Genomic DNA, 16,931 nt, shown 5'->3' with positions numbered 1-16,931 from the left:
GAGATGACCGCGATGAACGAGAACCCCCTCGACCTCCTGCCCGAGGTCCTGCTCGCCGCCTCGGCCGTGCTCGGGCTGCTGCTCGGGGCGTGGCTTCCGCGTCACCGCCAGTGGCTGACCGGGGCTCTGGCGGGCGCGGCCTGTATCGGAGGGATCGCGGCTGCCGCGATCGCCGCGGCCGGGCCGGTGAAGACGGCCTTCGGCGAGTCCTTCGCCATCGATCCGGTCACCGCCACCAGCAGGATCGTCATCCTCGGCGGCACTCTGCTCGTCCTCGCGCTCGCCATGCCCCGCCTGTACGCCGACCCGCGCGAAACCGAGTTCTACGTCCTCCTCCAGCTCGCCGCCGTAGGTGCCCTCGTACTCGCCGGAGCCCAGGACCTGCTGCTCCTCGCCGCCGGCTACCTGCTGGCCAGCGTGCCCGCCTACGCGCTCGCAGGGTTCCGCAAGGACGGCCCCGGCACCGAGGCGGCCCTGAAGTTCTACGTGGTCGGGGCGCTCCTCGGCGTCCTGATGCTCACCGGCGTCACCGTCCTGCTCGCCGCCGGCCGGGCGACCGCGTACCCCGTGCTGCGCTCCGAGCTCGCCGAGGCACCGGCCGGACTGGTGGCGGTCGGCACGCTCGCGCTGCTCGCAGGTGTCCTGTTCAAGGCCGGAGGCGTGCCCGGCCACTTCTGGGTACCGGATGCCGTCCAGGGCAGCCCGGCCCCGGTCGCGGCCTTCCTCACCACCATCCCGAAGATCGGCGCCCTGGCGGCCCTCTACCGGCTCGGCGCGGTGCCGCTGGCGGACGCCGACCTGCCCTGGGCCGACCTGGTGGCGGTGCTCTCGGTCGCCTCCATGACCCTGGGCAACCTGGCGGCCTTCTTCCAGCAGGACGTCAAACGGCTGCTCGCGTACTCCACCATCAGCCAGGTCGGCTACCTTCTGCTCCCGGTGGCCGTCGCCGGACGCACCGACCTCGGCCAGGAGGCGCTGCTGTACTACCTGGCCGGGTACGCGCTGACCAACCTCGGGGCCTTCGCCGTCGTCTGCGCACTCCCCGGCGCCCACGCCATCGACGACTACCGGGGCCTGGCACGGACGCACCCGGCCCTGCTGGCCTCGCTCGTCGTCTGCCTGCTGGGGTTGGTGGGCACGCCCCCGACCGCGGTCTTCCTCGGCAAACTGGAGGCGTTCAGCGCGGCCATCGACGGCGGCTACGCCTGGCTGGCCGTCGTCGCGGCCGTCAACACCGTGGCGTCCCTCTTCTACTACCTGCGCTGGATCGCCCCGGCGTTCCTCGCACGCGGACCCGCGGGTGACGCCCGCAGGACGTCACGGACGGCAGCTGCGGTCGCCGGCGGCGCGGCCGCCGGATCCGTCGTTCTCGGACTGCTCGGAGGGACCGTCCTCGACGTCCTGGGCGGTCCGCTCGCGCCCTGACGGCCGTCCGTGTCACGTCCTGGAACGGAGGCGGGGCACCGGTCAGTGCGTCCGCTCGAACGGTTCCTCCACCGAGGAGGTGTCGGCCACCTTGCCACCCGGGTGCCGCAGGGCGCACAGGAAGCCGATGCCCAGGGCGATGGCCATGCCGTAGAACACCCACTGGTTGGCCTCGGCGAAGTCCATGCGGATCGCGGACATCGACTCCCGGGCCGCCTCGGCGGCGGGGCCGGTGCCGGTGAGCGGCCGGGAGTCGCCGCTGCCGGTGATCGACTCGGTGACGTCGCGGGCCACGGTGTCCGCGTCGGCGGCGGACATGCCCCGGGACGTCAGGGTGCCCACCACGTTGTCGGTCGTGACGTGGGTCAGGATCGTGCCGTAGACGGCCAGGCCCACGCTCGCCGCGTAGTTGCGCACGGTCTGGGTGATGCCGGTGTCCTCGCCGTACGAGGCGCCGATGGCCCGGTTGACGGCGTCCGTGGAGGCCGGCGCCAGGACGAAGCCGATACCGGCCCCGGCGAGGGCGGCGTAGGGCCACTGGTCGTGCATGGACAGGTCGGTGAGCTTGCCCGCCCACAGGGCGAAACCGACACAGCCCACGGCCGTGCCCAGCTTCAGGGCCGGACGCGCGCCCTTCTTGTCGAGGATCCGGCCGCCCCACTGCGAGGCGATGGCGAAACCGACGAAGAAGTACAACAGGAACAGGGCCGCCTGGTTCGGCGAGGCGCTCAGCGACACCTGGGCGTACACGGAGGTGAAGAAGAACAGCGGGACGAAGGCGAGCATCGAGAAGAACAGCACCGCCGCGTCCACGGTGAACGCCTTGTCCCGGAAGACCCGCAGGTCGATCAGCGGATGTTCCACCCGCCGCTCGAAGCGGACGAACCCGGCGAGGATCGCGAGGCCGCCCGCGATGCACACCCAGGTCGCCCAGCTGTCCCAGCCCCAGGACCAGGCCTGCTGGAAGCCGAGGACGCTCAGGCCCATACCGGCCGCGATCAGGACGGCGCCCGGGACGTCCAGGGTGCCGGAGCGCCGCCGGTCGGGGATGTGCGCCAGGGCCGTGAGGACCAGCGCCGCGATCGCCACGGGCACGTTCACCCAGAACACGGCGCGCCACGTCCAACTGGTCAGCCAGCCGCCCAGCAGCGGGCCGACGGCGGTCAGCGCGCCGGTGACCCCGAAGAACAGGGCGAGGGCGCGGCCCCGCCGCTCGACCGGGAACACCGACACCACCACGGCCAGGGCCGCGGGGAACAGCAAGGCCGCCCCGAGCCCCTGGGTGGAGCGGAAGACGATCAGCCAGGTCTGCGCGGCGTCGCCCTCGGGGACACAGCCGCACAGCACCGACGACACGACGAACACCAGGGTGCCGATGACGACGATCCGGCGCGGCCCGTAGAGGTCCGCGAGCCGGCCGCCGAGGGCGAAGAACGCGGCGAGGGCGAGCAGGTAGGCGTTGACCACCCACTGCAGGCCGGAGGACGACAGACCCAGTTCGCGGTCGATGTCCGGGGCCGCGATGGACACGATGGTCTGGTCGATGAAGGTCATGGCGACGGCGAACATCATCGCCGCCAGTGCCACGGACTGCTGCGATGCGGATCGGGAGGGGGGCGCGGCCTCGCCGCGCCCCGGGCGCGTGCTGCTCACGCCATCAGTCTGCGCCGGGCCCCGTCGTCTCGCATCACAGGACTCTTTGGCCCCGGGCGACACACCCATACCCCCCGAACGCGTCCCACGGCAACCCCTCGGTGGTGTGAGGACGGCCTCCTGCGCCATGTGACCACGGCCCGCCACGGATGCCGCGTCGAACGTGCAGGATGCGGGCACCAAGCAGGACAGGCAGTCGAACGACGGGAGAGGCAGACGATGGTCCCAGCGGAACCGCAACCCCAGGGGATCGGCATACCGGCCGAATCCACTGCGGGCGAGACCAGGGTGGCGGCGACACCGGCCACCGTGGGCAGACTCGTCGCGCTCGGCTACGACGTGACGGTCGAACCGGGAGCGGGAGCCTCGTCCCGCTTCTCCGACGCGGCCTACGAGGAGGCGGGAGCCCGGCTCGGCGACCCGTGGCAGGCGGAGATCGTGCTGAAGGTCAACGCCCCCTCCGGCGAGGAGATCGGCCGGCTGCGCGACGGGGCGACGCTGATCGCGCTGATCAGCCCCGCCCTCAACCCGGAACTGGTCGAGGAACTGGCGAGCCGTCCGATCACCGTGCTCGCCATGGACGCCGTCCCGCGCATCTCGCGCGCCCAGTCCCTGGACGTCCTCAGCTCGATGGCGAACATCGCCGGATACCGGGCCGTCGTCGAGGCCGCGCACGCCTTCGGCCGCTTCTTCACCGGCCAGGTGACCGCCGCCGGCAAGGTGCCGCCCGCCAAGGTGCTCGTGGCCGGGGCCGGAGTGGCGGGGCTCGCGGCGATCGGCGCGGCCCGCAGCCTCGGTGCCGTGGTCCGCGCCACCGACCCCCGCCCCGAGGTCGCCGAGCAGGTGCGCTCCCTGGGCGGGGAGTTCCTCGCGGTGGGCGTCCAGCAGGAGGTGAGCACCGACGGCTACGCCAAGGCCACCTCCGACGACTACAACCGGCTCGCCGCGCAGCTGTACGCCGAGCAGGCCGCCGACGTCGACATCATCATCACCACCGCGCTCATCCCGGGCCGCCCGGCACCGCGGCTGATCAGCGCCGAGGACGTCGCGCGCATGAAGCCGGGCAGCGTGATCGTCGACATGGCGGCCGCCCAGGGCGGCAACGTCGAGGGCACCGTCGCCGGGAAGGCCGTCGTCACCGACAACGACGTGACGATCATCGGCTACACCGACCTGCCCGGCCGGCTGCCCGCCCAGGCCTCGCAGCTGTACGGCACGAACATCGTCAACCTGTTGAAGCTGCTCACCCCCGGCAAGGACGGCCGACTCGTCCTCGACTTCGACGACGTCGTGCAGCGCTCGATGACCGTGGTCCGCGCGGGCGAGAAGACCTGGCCGCCGCCCCCGGTCCAGGTGTCCGCCGCGCCCGCCGCCGCACCGGCCCCGGAAGCCGCGGCCCCGTCCGAGGCGCCGGCGAAGCCCTCCCGCCCGGCCTGGTCCTCGTACGCCCTCGTCGCCGCCGGAGCGCTCGCACTCTTCCTGGTGACGGCCTTCTCACCGAGCGAACTCCTCGGCCACTTCACGGTGTTCGTCCTGGCGATCGTCATCGGCTTCTACGTCATCGGCAATGTGCACCACGCCCTGCACACCCCGCTGATGTCCGTCACCAACGCCATCTCCGGCATCGTCGTGGTCGGAGCACTGCTGCAGATCGGGCACGGCGACACCGCCGTCACCGTGCTGTCGTTCGCCGCGATCCTGCTGGCGAGCATCAACATCTTCGGCGGATTCGCCGTCACCCGCCGCATGCTCGGCATGTTCTCGAAGGGCTGATCAGGGATGACCACAGACACGGCCGCCCAGGCCGCCTACGTCGTCGCCGCGCTGCTGTTCATCCTCAGCCTCGCCGGCCTCTCCCAGCACAGGACGTCCCGCTCCGGAGTCGTCTGGGGCATCGCGGGCATGGTCGTCGCCCTGGCCGCCACAGTCGGGCTCGCCTCCCGCAGTATCACCGCCACCGGGCTGGTGCTGATCGCCGTCGCCACGGCGGTGGGCGCGGGCATCGGCCTGTGGCGGGCCCGGGTCGTCGAGATGACCGGCATGCCGGAGCTGATCGCGATCATGCACAGCCTCGTCGGCCTCGCCGCCACGTTCGTCGGCTGGAACGGCTACCTCGACGTCGACCCCGGACTCTCCGGTTCGCTGCTGGGCATCCACCACGCCGAGGTGTTCATCGGGGTGTTCATCGGCGCCGTCACCTTCACGGGTTCCGTCGTCGCCTACCTGAAGCTCTCCGCCCGCATCAACTCCCGTCCGCTGACGCTGCCGGGCAAGCACGTCCTCAACATCGGCGCGCTCGTCGCGTTCGTGGGGCTCACGGCGGCGTTCGTCGTACGCCCCGGCATGGGTCTGCTCATCGCGGTCACCGTGATCGCGCTCGCCCTCGGCGCGCACCTGGTCGCCTCCATCGGCGGCGGTGACATGCCGGTGGTCGTCTCCATGCTGAACAGCTACTCGGGCTGGGCGGCCGCCGCCTCGGGCTTCCTGCTCGCCAACAACCTGCTCATCGTCACCGGCGCGCTGGTCGGCTCCTCCGGCGCCTACCTGTCGTACATCATGTGCAAGGCGATGAACCGGTCCTTCCTCTCGGTGATCGCGGGCGGATTCGGCACACCGGCGGCGACCGCCGACGACGGCGAGCAGGGTGAGCACCGGGAGATCAACGCCGAGGAGACCGCCGAACTGCTGCGCGACGCCGGCTCCGTCATCATCACGCCCGGCTACGGCATGGCCGTCGCCCAGGCCCAGTACCCGGTCGCCGAACTGGCGCGCAAGCTGCGTGAGCGGGGCGTGGAGGTGCGGTTCGGCATCCACCCCGTCGCCGGCCGGCTGCCCGGGCACATGAACGTGCTGCTCGCCGAGGCCAACGTGCCGTACGACATCGTCCTGGAGATGGACGAGATCAACGACGACTTCGCCGCCACCTCGGTCGTCCTGGTCATCGGCGCCAACGACACGGTCAACCCGGCCGCCACCGACAACCCGTCCAGCCCCATCGCCGGCATGCCGGTCCTGCACGTGTGGGAGGCGGCCAACGTGATCGTCTTCAAGCGCTCCATGGCCGCCGGGTACGCGGGCGTGCAGAACCCGCTGTTCTTCCGCGAGAACACCCAGATGCTCTTCGGCGACGCCAAGCAGCGGGTGGAGGACATCCTGCGCGGCCTCGACGCCCTTGACGCTCCGGTCCGCGAGATGGCCGGCACGTCACGCTGAACCACCGGGCACCCGAACGCGAAGGCCGGCTCGACACCGTCGAGCCGGCCTTCCCGTGTCTTCCCGCGTGCCGCCGTGCGGTCAGTCCGTGCCGGACTCCATCGCCGCGCGGTCCAGCCACGCGTCCTCCTCGGAGACCGCGCCGCGCGAGGCGATGGCCTCGGCGCCGCCCTCGGGCAGCTCCGGCATGGTGCCGATCAGCCCGGTCGCGGCGGCCTGGGAGGCGCCGATGGTGGGGCTGCCGGTGCCGATCAGGCCCATGCCGGCGTACTGCTCCAGCTTGGCGCGGGAGTCGGCGATGTCCAGGTTGCGCATGGTGAGCTGGCCGATCCGGTCCACCGGGCCGAACGCGGAGTCCTCGGTGCGCTCCATGGACAGCTTGTCCGGGTGGTAGCTGAACGCCGGGCCCGTGGTGTCGAGGATCGAGTAGTCCTCGCCGCGCCGCAGCCGCAGTGTCACCTCGCCGGTGACGGCCGCGCCGACCCACCGCTGCAGCGACTCGCGGATCATCAGCGCCTGCGGGTCCAGCCAGCGGCCCTCGTACATCAGCCGGCCGAGGCGCCGGCCCTCGGTGTGGTACTGGGCGACGGTGTCCTCGTTGTGGATGGCGTTGACCAGCCGCTCGTAGGCGGCGTGCAGCAGGGCCATGCCCGGGGCCTCGTAGATGCCGCGGCTCTTGGCCTCGATGATGCGGTTCTCGATCTGGTCGGACATGCCCAGGCCGTGCCGGCCACCGATGGCGTTGGCCTCCATCACCAGGTCGACGGGGGAGGCGAACTCCTTGCCGTTGACCGACACCGGGCGGCCCTCGACGAAGCCGATGGTGACGTCCTCGGCGGCGATCTCGACCGACGGGTCCCAGAACTTCACGCCCATGATCGGCTCGACCGTCTCGACGCCGGTGTCGAGGTGCTCCAGGGTCTTGGCCTCGTGGGTGGCGCCCCAGATGTTGGCGTCCGTGGAGTACGCCTTCTCCGTGCTGTCCCGGTAGGGCAGGCCGTGGGCGAGCAGCCACTCCGACATTTCCTTGCGGCCGCCGAGCTCGGTCACGAACGCCGCGTCCAGCCAGGGCTTGTAGATCCTGAGGTGCGGGTTGGCGAGCAGGCCGTAGCGGTAGAACCGCTCGATGTCGTTGCCCTTGAAGGTCGAGCCGTCGCCCCAGATCTGGACGTCGTCCTCCAGCATCGCCCGGACCAGCAGCGTGCCGGTGACGGCGCGGCCGAGCGGGGTGGTGTTGAAGTACGCCCGTCCGCCCGAGCGGATGTGGAACGCGCCGCAGGTCAGCGCGGCCAGGCCCTCCTCGACCAGTGCCGCGCGGCAGTCGACCAGACGCGCGATCTCGGCACCGTAGGTCTGGGCACGGCCGGGCACCGAGGCGATGTCGGGCTCGTCGTACTGGCCGATGTCGGCGGTGTAGGTGCACGGGACGGCGCCCTTGTCGCGCATCCACGCGACCGCGACGGAGGTGTCGAGACCGCCCGAGAAGGCGATGCCGACGCGCTCGCCGGCGGGCAGGGAGGTGAGGACCTTGGACATAGAAAGAGTATGTATCACATTGCATACTCATGCAAGCCGGGTATGTGAAGTCGCCGCTCCGGCTGCTTCCGGTCGCGGTTCGGTTCAGGAACCCGTTGCCTCGGAGCCGCCGCCCAGCGCACCGAGGATCCGCTCGGCGGCCAGCGTCGGGGTCAGCTCGCCCGCCCTGACCCGCCGCTCCAGCACCGGCGCCAGCGCCCGTACCGCCGGATCGGCGGTGAGGCGGCCGAGGAGTTCGTCGCGGACCATGTTCCAGGTCCAGTCGACCTGCTGGTCACGGCGCTTGGCGGTGAGACGGCCGGTGGAGTCCAGCAGGGTGCGGTGCTGTTCGAGGCGTTCCCAGACGGTGTCCAGGCCGGTCGACTCCCGGGCGCTGCAGTGCAGGACCGGGGGCGTCCAGAACGCGTCCCTGCCGTGCATCAGGCGCAGCGCGCCCGCCAGTTCCCGCGCGGCGGCACGGGCGTCGCGCTCGTGCGGGCCGTCCGCCTTGTTGACGGCGATCACGTCGGCCAGCTCCAGCACGCCCTTCTTGATGCCCTGGAGCTGGTCGCCGGTGCGGGCGAGGGTGAGCAGCAGGAAGGAGTCGACCATGTTCGCCACGGCCGTCTCGGACTGGCCGACGCCGACCGTCTCCACCAGGATCACGTCGTAGCCGGCCGCCTCCATCACCACGATCGACTCGCGCGTGGCCTTGGCGACCCCGCCCAGCGTGCCGGCGGTGGGGGAGGGGCGTACGAACGCCGCCGGGTCCACGGCCAGGCGCTCCATCCGGGTCTTGTCACCCAGGATGGAGCCGCCCGTACGGCTGGAGGACGGGTCGACGGCCAGGACCGCCACCCGGTGCCCGAGCGAGGTCAGCAGCGTGCCGAAGGCGTCGATGAACGTCGACTTGCCCACGCCGGGCACCCCGCTGACGCCGATCCGCCGGGCCCGGCCGCTGTGCGGCAGCAGCGCGGTCAGCAACTCCTGGGCCAGCGCCCGGTGCTGGGGCCGCGTCGACTCGACGAGTGTGATGGCACGGGCGACGATCGCCCGCTTCCCGTCGAGCACGCCCTTCACATACGCGTCGACATCGATCACAGGTCGTGCCCGAGGTCGTCCGACAGCCGCTTCACCAGGTCGTACGCCGCGTCCGGGATCACCGTCCCGGGCGGGAAGACGGCCGCGGCGCCCATCTCCAGCAGCGTCGGCACGTCCTGCGGCGGGATCACCCCGCCGACCACGATCACGATGTCCTCGCGGCCCTCCTCGGCCAGTGCCTCGCGCAGCGCCGGGACGAGGGTGAGGTGACCGGCCGCCAGCGAGGAGACGCCGACGATGTGCACGTCCGCCTCGACGGCCTGCCGGGCCACCTCGGCGGGCGTCTGGAACAGCGGGCCGACGTCCACGTCGAAGCCGAGGTCGGCGAAGGCCGTGGCGATCACCTTCTGGCCGCGGTCATGGCCGTCCTGGCCCATCTTCGCGACCAGGATGCGCGGGCGGCGGCCCTCGGCCTCCTCGAAGTCGGAGACCAGCGCTCGGGTGCGGTCCACGGACGGCGACTCCCCTGCTTCGTTGCGGTACACGCCGGAGATCGTACGGATCTGCCCCGCGTGCCGTCCGTACACCTTCTCCAGGGCGTCGGAGATCTCCCCGACCGTGGCCTTCGCGCGTGCCGCGCGCACCGCCAGCTCCAGCAGGTTGCCCTCGCCGCCGGCGGCCCGGGTCAGCGCGTCCAGCGCGTCCTGGCAGGCCTGCTCGTCCCGCTCCGCGCGCAGCCGCCGCAGCTTCTCGATCTGCTGCGCCCGCACGGAGGAGTTGTCGACCTTCAGGACGTCGATCTGCTCGTCGGTCTCCACCCGGTACTTGTTGACCCCGATGACGGGCTGGCGGCCCGAGTCGATCCGGGCCTGCGTGCGGGCCGCGGCCTCCTCGATGCGCAGCTTGGGGATGCCCGCGTCGATGGCCTTGGCCATGCCGCCCGCGGCCTCGACCTCCTCGATGTGCTGCCAGGCGCGCCGGGCCAGGTCGTAGGTCAGCTTCTCCACGTACGCGCTGCCGCCCCACGGGTCGATCACGCGGGTCGTGCCGGACTCCTGCTGGAGCAGCAGCTGCGTGTTGCGGGCGATGCGCGCCGAGAAGTCGGTGGGCAGGGCGAGCGCCTCGTCCAGGGCGTTGGTGTGCAGCGACTGTGTGTGCCCCTGGGTGGCCGCCATGGCCTCGACGCAGGTGCGCGTCACGTTGTTGAAGACGTCCTGCGCGGTGAGCGACCAGCCCGAGGTCTGCGAATGGGTGCGCAGTGACAGGGACTTGGCGTTCTGCGGGTCGAACTGCTTGACCAGCTTCGCCCACAGCAGGCGCGCCGCACGCAGCTTGGCGATCTCCATGAAGAAGTTCATGCCGATCGCCCAGAAGAACGACAGCCGGGGCGCGAACGCGTCCACGTCCAGGCCGGCCTCACGTCCCGCGCGGATGTACTCCACGCCGTCCGCGAGCGTGTACGCCAGCTCCAGATCGGCCGTCGCACCCGCCTCCTGGATGTGGTAGCCGGAGATGGAGATGGAGTTGTAGCGCGGCATCCGCTGCGAGGTGAAGGCGAAGATGTCGGAGATGATCCGCATCGACGGCTTCGGCGGATAGATGTAGGTGTTGCGGACCATGAACTCCTTGAGGATGTCGTTCTGGATCGTCCCCGCCAGCTTCTCCGGCGGCACGCCCTGTTCCTCGGCCGCCACGATGTACAGCGCCAGCACCGGCAGCACCGCGCCGTTCATCGTCATCGACACGGTCATCTTGTCCAGCGGAATGCCGCCGAACAGCTGCCGCATGTCGTAGATCGAGTCGATGGCCACGCCCGCCATGCCGACGTCACCCGTCACACGCGGGTGGTCGCTGTCGTAACCGCGGTGCGTGGGCAGGTCGAAGGCGACCGAAAGGCCCTTCTGGCCGGCCGCGAGGTTGCGCCGGTAGAAGGCGTTGGACTCCTCGGCCGTGGAGAAGCCGGCGTACTGGCGGATCGTCCAGGGCTGGTTGACGTACATCGTCGGGTACGGGCCGCGCAGGGACGGCGCCGTGCCCGGGTACGTGTCGAGGAAGTCCAGGCCCTCCAGGTCACGGCCGGTGTAGAGGGGCTTGACGGCGATGCCCTCCGGCGTCTCCCAGAGCAGGTCGTCCCCGCCGGACGCGTTCTTGACCGCCGTGCGCCACTCGTCGGCGCCACCGTCGGGGGCCGGGGTGCCCAGCTCGATCCCGGAGAAGTCGGGGACGGACGGGCCGGTAGGGGCGGACATCAGGACACTCCCATGCGGTCGAGGGTCGCGGACAGCACGGCCACGGCGTCGCAGCCCGCGAAGACGTGGTCGTCGACTCCGGGGTACTCCCCGGGGCGGCCCGCGAGGAACACATGCCGTGCCCCGGCGGCCTTGAGCTCCCGGACGGCGGCCTCGGCCCGCTCCGCGTACAGCGCGTCGCTGGAGCACAGCACGGCCTCCGTCGCCCCGCTCTGCTCGAAGGTGCCCTCCGTGACCGGCTCGATGCCGCCGGCCTGGAAGAGGTTCGAGGCGAAGGTCAGGCGTGCCGTGTGCGCGGCGGCCGGGCCGAGCGCGGCGAGGTAGATCCGGGGCCGGGAGCCGGTCGCGGCGAGGTGGGCGTCGGACCGGGCGCGCAGCGTCTCGTACGCCTCGTCCCGGCGTACGCGCGGCAGCCCTCCGGAGCGCGGCTCGGGAGCGCTCGGGCGGACGACCGGCTTCTCCGCGAGGAACGGGAACTCGCTGACCCCGGTGACGGGTTCGCGCCGCTTGGCCAGCCGGGCCGTGCGGGCCTGCCAGGTCTCGGCGAGATCCCGCTCGACGTCGCCCGACCGCAGGGCGGCCGCCATGCCGCCGAGCCGCTCGACGCGCTGGAAGAACTCCCAGCCGGCGTGGGCGAGTTCGTCGGTGAGCCGCTCCACGTACCAGGAGCCGCCCGCCGGGTCGATGACCCGGGACAGGTGCGACTCCTCGACGAGGATCGTGGAGGTGTTGCGGGCGATCCGCCGCGCGAACGCGTCCGGCAGGCCGAGGGCGTGGTCGAAGGGCAGCACGGTCACCGCGTCGGCCCCACCGGCCCCGGCGGCCAGCGTGGCGATGGTGGTGCGCAGCATGTTCACCCACGGGTCGCGGCGCGTCATCATCACCGGCGAGGTGACGACGTGCTGGAGCTGCGCTCCCGCGCGCGGCGCCCCGCAGACCTCGGCCACCCGGGCCCACAGCCGGCGCGCGGCGCGCAGCTTGGCGATCGTCAGGAACTGGTCGGCGGTCGCGGCGTACCGGAACTCCAGTTGCCCGCAAGCCTGTTCGACATCCAGCCCGGCCCCGGTCAGCTCCCGCAGGTACGCCACCGCGGTGGCCAGCGAGCAGCCCAGCTCCTGGGCGGCCGAGCCACCGGCTTCGTGATACGGCAGCGCGTCCACGGTCAGGGCCCGCAGCCCCGGGTATCGCCCGGCGCACAACCGCGCGAGCTCCGCCGCCGGCGCGGCATCGCACCGCCGGCCGGTGCGGGCCTCGTGCCCGAGCGGATCCGCGCCCAGATTGCCGCGCGCCGCGTCCCGGGCGACACCCCGCTCCTCGTACACCCGCAGCAACTCCCGCGCGGCGGGCTCGGCGTCGCACCCCGCGTCGAGGACGACGGGCGCCAGGTCGAGATACACGCCGTCCAGGACCCGGCCCAGGTCCGGCACCGCGATGCCGCCCTCCCCGACCGTCAGCCAGAGGGAGGTGACACCGTTCTCCAGGTCACCGAGCACCGCGTCACGGTCGGCCGTGGAGTGCCGTTGCCGTACGTCCCAGCCGCCGACCGTGTTCCCCTCGGCACGGCCACCGCGTACGAAGGGGGCGAAACCGGGGAGACCCGGCTCGGGTGCGGAGTCGCGGGCGGTGTAGAGGGGGCGGGTACGCAACCCGTCCTCAAGCGCGGTGGACAGGGCTTCCTCGGCCTCGGCCCCCTCGACGTCCTTGCCCGATTTGCGCAGTACGCCCGCCACAAGGCGCTGCCACTGCTCATGGGGCACGTCAGGGAACTCACCGGCCAGTTCAAGCCCGTCGTCAGGCAGGACCGTCATGCTCGGATGCTAGGTCACGGACACGAACGAGCAGCAGAGGGTGCGGCTGTGACCTTGCCCTCGCCCTGGCTGTGATCCCGCTCTCCCCGCCCTCGCGGCCGGGGCCGTCGCTCATGCTAGCGACCGATCCGCCCGTAGGGGCGGGTTTCGCCGGGAGACCGCCGTACCCTGCCGCGGGCCGCGGCGGCTCGGCGCGGTACGGCCGTCAGCAGGTCGGCGCCCGTGCCGTCAGCGCGGGCCCGTCGAGGGTGCCGCGGACGTGACGGCCGTGCACCGCTCTCACCCCCCACGGCCCGACCGCCCTGTGAGGCGGCCTCACCGCGGTGCTCCTGCCCGCCTCGGCCGTCGCCGCCGGAGGACTGCGGCGCGAAGCACATCACCGCGAAGCACATCACAACGGAGGGCCGGCGGCAGTATGGGCGGACCACGCCGGGGTAGGCGAACGACCGAAAGACCCCTGAGCAACACGAACAACAACGAAAGAGCCCTCATGGTCATCCCGCTTATGAAGCAGGCGGCAGATGAGCCGGGCGCGGACGAGCAGGCCCCCTTGCGCTACGGCGCGTGCTGGGCCGAAGGCGCAGCATGCGCCGTCGAGGCGCGCCGGGCTTTGCGCGCGTTCCTGGCCTACGTACCGTGCAACGGCCGCCCTCCCGTACCGGTCCCCCTGGCGATCGACGCCGAACTGGTCGTCAGCGAACTCGTCACCAACGCGATCCGGCACGCTCCCGGCCCCTGCGGGCTGATTCTTCTGCTGTCCGGTGAAGGGCTGGCCATCACCGTGTGGGACACATCGGCGGAGCGGCCGGTGGTCAGGCAGCGCGACGGACAGCGCTTCGGCGGACACGGAATGCACGTGGTGCACACGGTCAGCACCGCCGTCGCCGTCACGTCCCTCGGCGAGGGCAAGCAGATCACCGCCTTTCTGCGCCTGCGCCCGGCGGCGGACGAGAACGCCGGCGCCGAGGTGAGGAGTGATGTCGGCCCGGCCGCCTGACACACGCACCGGGGCCCGCCCCCGGCGCCGGTCACCACCCGGTGAGCAGCAGATGGTTGAGGAGGAGGGCGAGCAGCGCCTGCGCGGCCAGCCAGACACGGGGGCGGGGGAGGAACGCGCAGGCCGGGAGCAGCCACAGGGCGAAGGGGAGCCAGATGCGTTCCGTCTCCGCCTTGCTCATGCCGCTCAGATCGGCGACGAGCAGGGCGAGGAGCGCGGCGGCCACGAGGAACGCCAGGCGGCGGCCGGCCGGGGACCCGGTGCGGCGTTGGGCCAGGACGGCCCCCGACCGCCTCAGTCCGGCCGCCGTCGCCAGTCCCGTGATGAGCACCGTGCAGGCCAGGTTGGCCCACACCCAGTATCCGTAGGGGCGGATACCCCCCGCGCCCTGGTGGTAGCGCGTGACCAGCAGGTGGTAGGCCTCCCACCAGTCGAAGCCCGCGAGCGTGAACACCGCGGGGACCACGGCCAGCCCGGCCAGCAGCGGCACCAGCAGGGCCGGGCGCCCCCTCACCCCGTGGCGGCCGAGCACCAGGACCGCCGCCCCGATCAGCGCGACGAGCGTGAGGCCGTACGACAGGTAGCAGGTCAGGCCGAACAGCAGCCCGGACGCGCCCGCCCACCACAGGGACCCCCGGGTGACCGCCAGGGCCAGCAGCGCCACCGCCCACGCCGCCACCGCCGCGAAGTACGCGTCCGCCGAGGTGCCCATCCACACCGCCGCCGGGGCCAGGACCAGGAAGGGGGCCGCCCGGCGGGCCAGGGCCTCATCGGCCAGGGCGCGGATCGTGACCAGCACGGCCACACAGGCGGTCGCCCCGACGGTGATGCACCACATCCCGGCCCAGCCCCCGCCCCCCAGCCCCACCCGGTCGAGCAGCACGAAGGTGAGCGTGGCGGCGGGCGGGTGCCCGGCGATGTGGGCGGGCCAGTTGTCGGGGGAGTCGAGCAGGATGTGCTGGGTGAAGTGGCGCAGCGCCTCCGGGATGTCGTGGAAGCGGTCGATGACCTGGAGGTACTCGTAGCGGGTGGTGAGCCTGCGGGCGATGCCCCGGTGCCAGCCGTCGACCAGGGCCAGCGAGACGGTCCACACCGTGGCCGTGCCCCAGGCCGCCGGGAGCAGGGCGCGCCAGGGCAGCCGGGCCGCCAGGGCGGGCCCGTGGGCGACGACGGCGACGGCCACCAGGACGGCCGCCGGAGTGCCGAGGCCCGCATGCGGTCCCCAGGACGCCAGCAGCGGGGGCCAGTCGACGAACAGCGTCCGGCTGGTCTCCTCGATGCGGCGGCCGACGAGCACCGACACCGTCACGAGCAGCACGGCGGCCCCGGCCGCGTACAGGTCACGGCGCGGGCCTCGGGACGACGGAGTGGAGGGCGGGGTGTGGATCACACCGGCACGCTAGGCCGTGCGGCCGCTCGCGGACCGCCCGCCGGGCCAGACGTCAGCGTTTCGTCATGGGTCGCACACCCTCGCGCGGGGCGGCCCCGGCCTACCGTCGGTTCATGCGAGACGACCCCCGCCCTCCCCGGCTCCCCACGTCCCCCGGCTTCTGGCGCAGCCCCCTGCGCGGCCCCTGGCTCACCTCCGTGCTCGGCCTCGTCCTCCTGGCCGGCATCACCGTGCTGTTCGTGACGGGGCTCGTCTCGTACGCCGCCTACAACCCGGACCTGTCGCCGGTCAACGACAAGACCCCGGACAAGGGGATCCTCGGCTTCTACCTGTTCGCGTGGCCGACGAACCCGCACTGGCTGTACCGGCTGAACCAGGGCGTCCACGTCACCCTCGGCGTCACCCTGATCCCCGTCCTGCTCGCCAAGCTGTGGTCCGTCGTACCGAGGTTGTTCGCCCTGCCGCCGGCCCGCTCGCTCGCGCACGCCCTGGAGCGGATCTCGCTGCTCCTGCTCGTCGGCGGCGCCCTGTTCGAGTTCGTGACCGGCGTCCTCAACGTCCAGCTCGACTACGTCTTCCCCGGCTCGTTCTACCCCCTGCACTTCTACGGCGCCTGGGTGTTCTTCGCCGCCTTCGTGGCCCACGCGCTGCTGAAGACGCCCACCGCGCTGCGCAATCTGCGGCACTTGCGGGAGGAGAAGAACGACCTGGTGTCCCCGCGTCCCACCGAGCCGACCGTCTCCCGGCGGGGCGCCCTGTGGTTCGTCGGGGGCGGCTCGCTGCTGCTGTTCGCCACGACCGTGGGGCAGAACTTCGGCGGCGCGCTGCGGCGCACCGCCCTCCTCGCCCCGCACGGCGGCGGCGAACCCGGCAGCGGCCCGAACGGCTTCCAGATCAACAAGACCGCCGCGTACGCCGGGATCGACGCGGCGCAAACGGCCCCGGACGCCTGGCGGCTCGTCGTGCGGGGGCGCACCGGCACGGTCCGCCTCAGCCGCGCCGAGATCGCACGACTCCCCTTGTACAGCGCGGCGTTGCCCATCGCCTGTGTGGAGGGCTGGTCCACGCCCGACCAGTGGTGGCGCGGGGTGCGGCTGCGCGACCTCGCGGCCCTCGTCGGGTACGAGGACGACCCGCCGGACGTGTTCGTCGAGTCCCTCCAGCCCCGCGGCGCCTTCCGTAAGGCCGCCCTGCGCGCCAACCAGGTGGCAGACCCGCGTTCCCTGCTCGCCCTCTACGTCAACGGCGAGGAACTGTCCCCCGACCACGGCTACCCGGCGCGGATCATCGTGCCCGCCGCTCCCGGCGTGCTGAACACCAAGTGGGTGGCCCGAATGACGTTCGGAGACCTGTGATGCGAGGACGCTTCGTCATCGGCAGCCCCCTGCATCTGCTGCTGCTGTGCGGCTCGTTCGCCCTCGCCGCCTATGCGGGGGTGCGTCTGCTCGCCGGCGACTGGCTCGGCGTGGCGCTGTGGGTCGTGGGCGCGGCGCTGCTCCACGACCTCGTGCTGCTGCCGCTGTACGCGGCGGCGGACCGGGCGATGGTGCGGGGACTGGGCGCGGTCCGCCGCCGGGAGTGGGCGATGTACGTGCGCGTACCGTGTGCCCTCTCCGGACTGCTGCTCCTCGTGTGGTTCC

At 72.2% G+C, this 16,931-nt stretch carries 11 protein-coding genes; 5 read left to right on the top strand and 6 right to left on the bottom strand.

Annotated features, from left to right (window positions below):
* Positions 1-3: 3 nt before the first annotated feature.
* Positions 4-1,425: an NADH-quinone oxidoreductase subunit N gene (locus QNO09_RS20145; protein ID WP_283971698.1), complete on the top strand. Its 1,422-nt coding sequence runs from the start codon at positions 4-6 to the stop codon at positions 1,423-1,425.
* 42 nt (positions 1,426-1,467) lie between these two features.
* On the opposite strand, the gene QNO09_RS20140 is transcribed toward QNO09_RS20145, so the two are convergent.
* Entirely contained in the window at positions 1,468-2,997 is a 1,530-nt protein-coding gene (locus QNO09_RS20140) for an MFS transporter (protein ID WP_283971697.1), read from the bottom strand.
* A 300-nt stretch (positions 2,998-3,297) separates the two neighbouring features.
* Between QNO09_RS20140 and QNO09_RS20135 the strand changes: the two genes are divergently transcribed.
* Both QNO09_RS20135 and pntB read left to right on the top strand, forming a co-directional pair.
* Complete coding sequence (locus QNO09_RS20135; protein WP_283971598.1) at positions 3,298-4,851, top strand: Re/Si-specific NAD(P)(+) transhydrogenase subunit alpha; 1,554 nt, start codon at positions 3,298-3,300, stop codon at positions 4,849-4,851.
* Positions 4,852-4,857: 6 nt separating this feature from the next.
* The gene (pntB, locus tag QNO09_RS20130; protein WP_283971597.1) at positions 4,858-6,291 is read left to right on the top strand and encodes a Re/Si-specific NAD(P)(+) transhydrogenase subunit beta; all 1,434 of its coding nucleotides are present in this window, start codon (positions 4,858-4,860) and stop codon (positions 6,289-6,291) included.
* 81 nt (positions 6,292-6,372) lie between these two features.
* Here the strand turns inward: pntB and argG are convergent, their stop codons facing one another.
* The 4 genes from argG to QNO09_RS20110 all read right to left on the bottom strand — a co-directional run bounded on the left by argG (position 6,373) and on the right by QNO09_RS20110 (position 12,904).
* On the bottom strand, positions 6,373-7,827 hold the full coding sequence (gene argG, locus QNO09_RS20125; protein ID WP_283971596.1) for an argininosuccinate synthase: 1,455 nt from the start codon (positions 7,825-7,827) through the stop codon (positions 6,373-6,375).
* A gap of 84 nt (positions 7,828-7,911) precedes the next feature.
* Positions 7,912-8,907 carry a methylmalonyl Co-A mutase-associated GTPase MeaB gene (gene meaB / locus QNO09_RS20120; protein ID WP_283971595.1) on the bottom strand — a complete coding sequence of 332 codons (996 nt, stop codon included), beginning with the start codon at positions 8,905-8,907 and terminating at the stop codon, positions 7,912-7,914.
* A complete protein-coding gene (gene scpA / locus QNO09_RS20115; protein WP_283971594.1) occupies positions 8,904-11,096 on the bottom strand; it encodes a methylmalonyl-CoA mutase in 2,193 nt (730 codons plus the stop codon). Before scpA ends, meaB begins: the two co-directional genes overlap by 4 nt.
* A complete protein-coding gene (locus QNO09_RS20110; protein ID WP_283971593.1) occupies positions 11,096-12,904 on the bottom strand; it encodes a methylmalonyl-CoA mutase family protein in 1,809 nt (602 codons plus the stop codon). The genes scpA and QNO09_RS20110 overlap by 1 nt, the downstream gene beginning before the upstream one ends.
* 490 nt (positions 12,905-13,394) lie before the next feature.
* Between QNO09_RS20110 and QNO09_RS20105 the strand changes: the two genes are divergently transcribed.
* Positions 13,395-13,901 carry an ATP-binding protein gene (locus tag QNO09_RS20105; protein ID WP_283971592.1) on the top strand — a complete coding sequence of 169 codons (507 nt, stop codon included), beginning with the start codon at positions 13,395-13,397 and terminating at the stop codon, positions 13,899-13,901.
* 31 nt (positions 13,902-13,932) lie between these two features.
* Here QNO09_RS20105 and QNO09_RS20100 read toward each other — a convergent pair whose 3' ends face one another.
* Complete coding sequence (locus QNO09_RS20100) at positions 13,933-15,291, bottom strand: hypothetical protein (RefSeq protein ID WP_502962323.1); 1,359 nt, start codon at positions 15,289-15,291, stop codon at positions 13,933-13,935.
* Positions 15,292-15,404: 113 nt separating this feature from the next.
* Here QNO09_RS20100 and QNO09_RS20095 point away from each other — a divergent pair, with 113 nt between their 5' ends.
* Positions 15,405-16,646: a molybdopterin-dependent oxidoreductase gene (locus tag QNO09_RS20095; protein WP_283971591.1), complete on the top strand. Its 1,242-nt coding sequence runs from the start codon at positions 15,405-15,407 to the stop codon at positions 16,644-16,646.
* Positions 16,647-16,931: the final 285 nt, after the last annotated feature.

Source organism: Streptomyces sp. 378, from assembly GCF_030124145.1.
In the GTDB taxonomy this organism is placed as follows: Bacteria; Actinomycetota; Actinomycetes; order Streptomycetales; family Streptomycetaceae; genus Streptomyces.
This window is presented reverse-complemented; position numbering and strand designations above follow the sequence as displayed.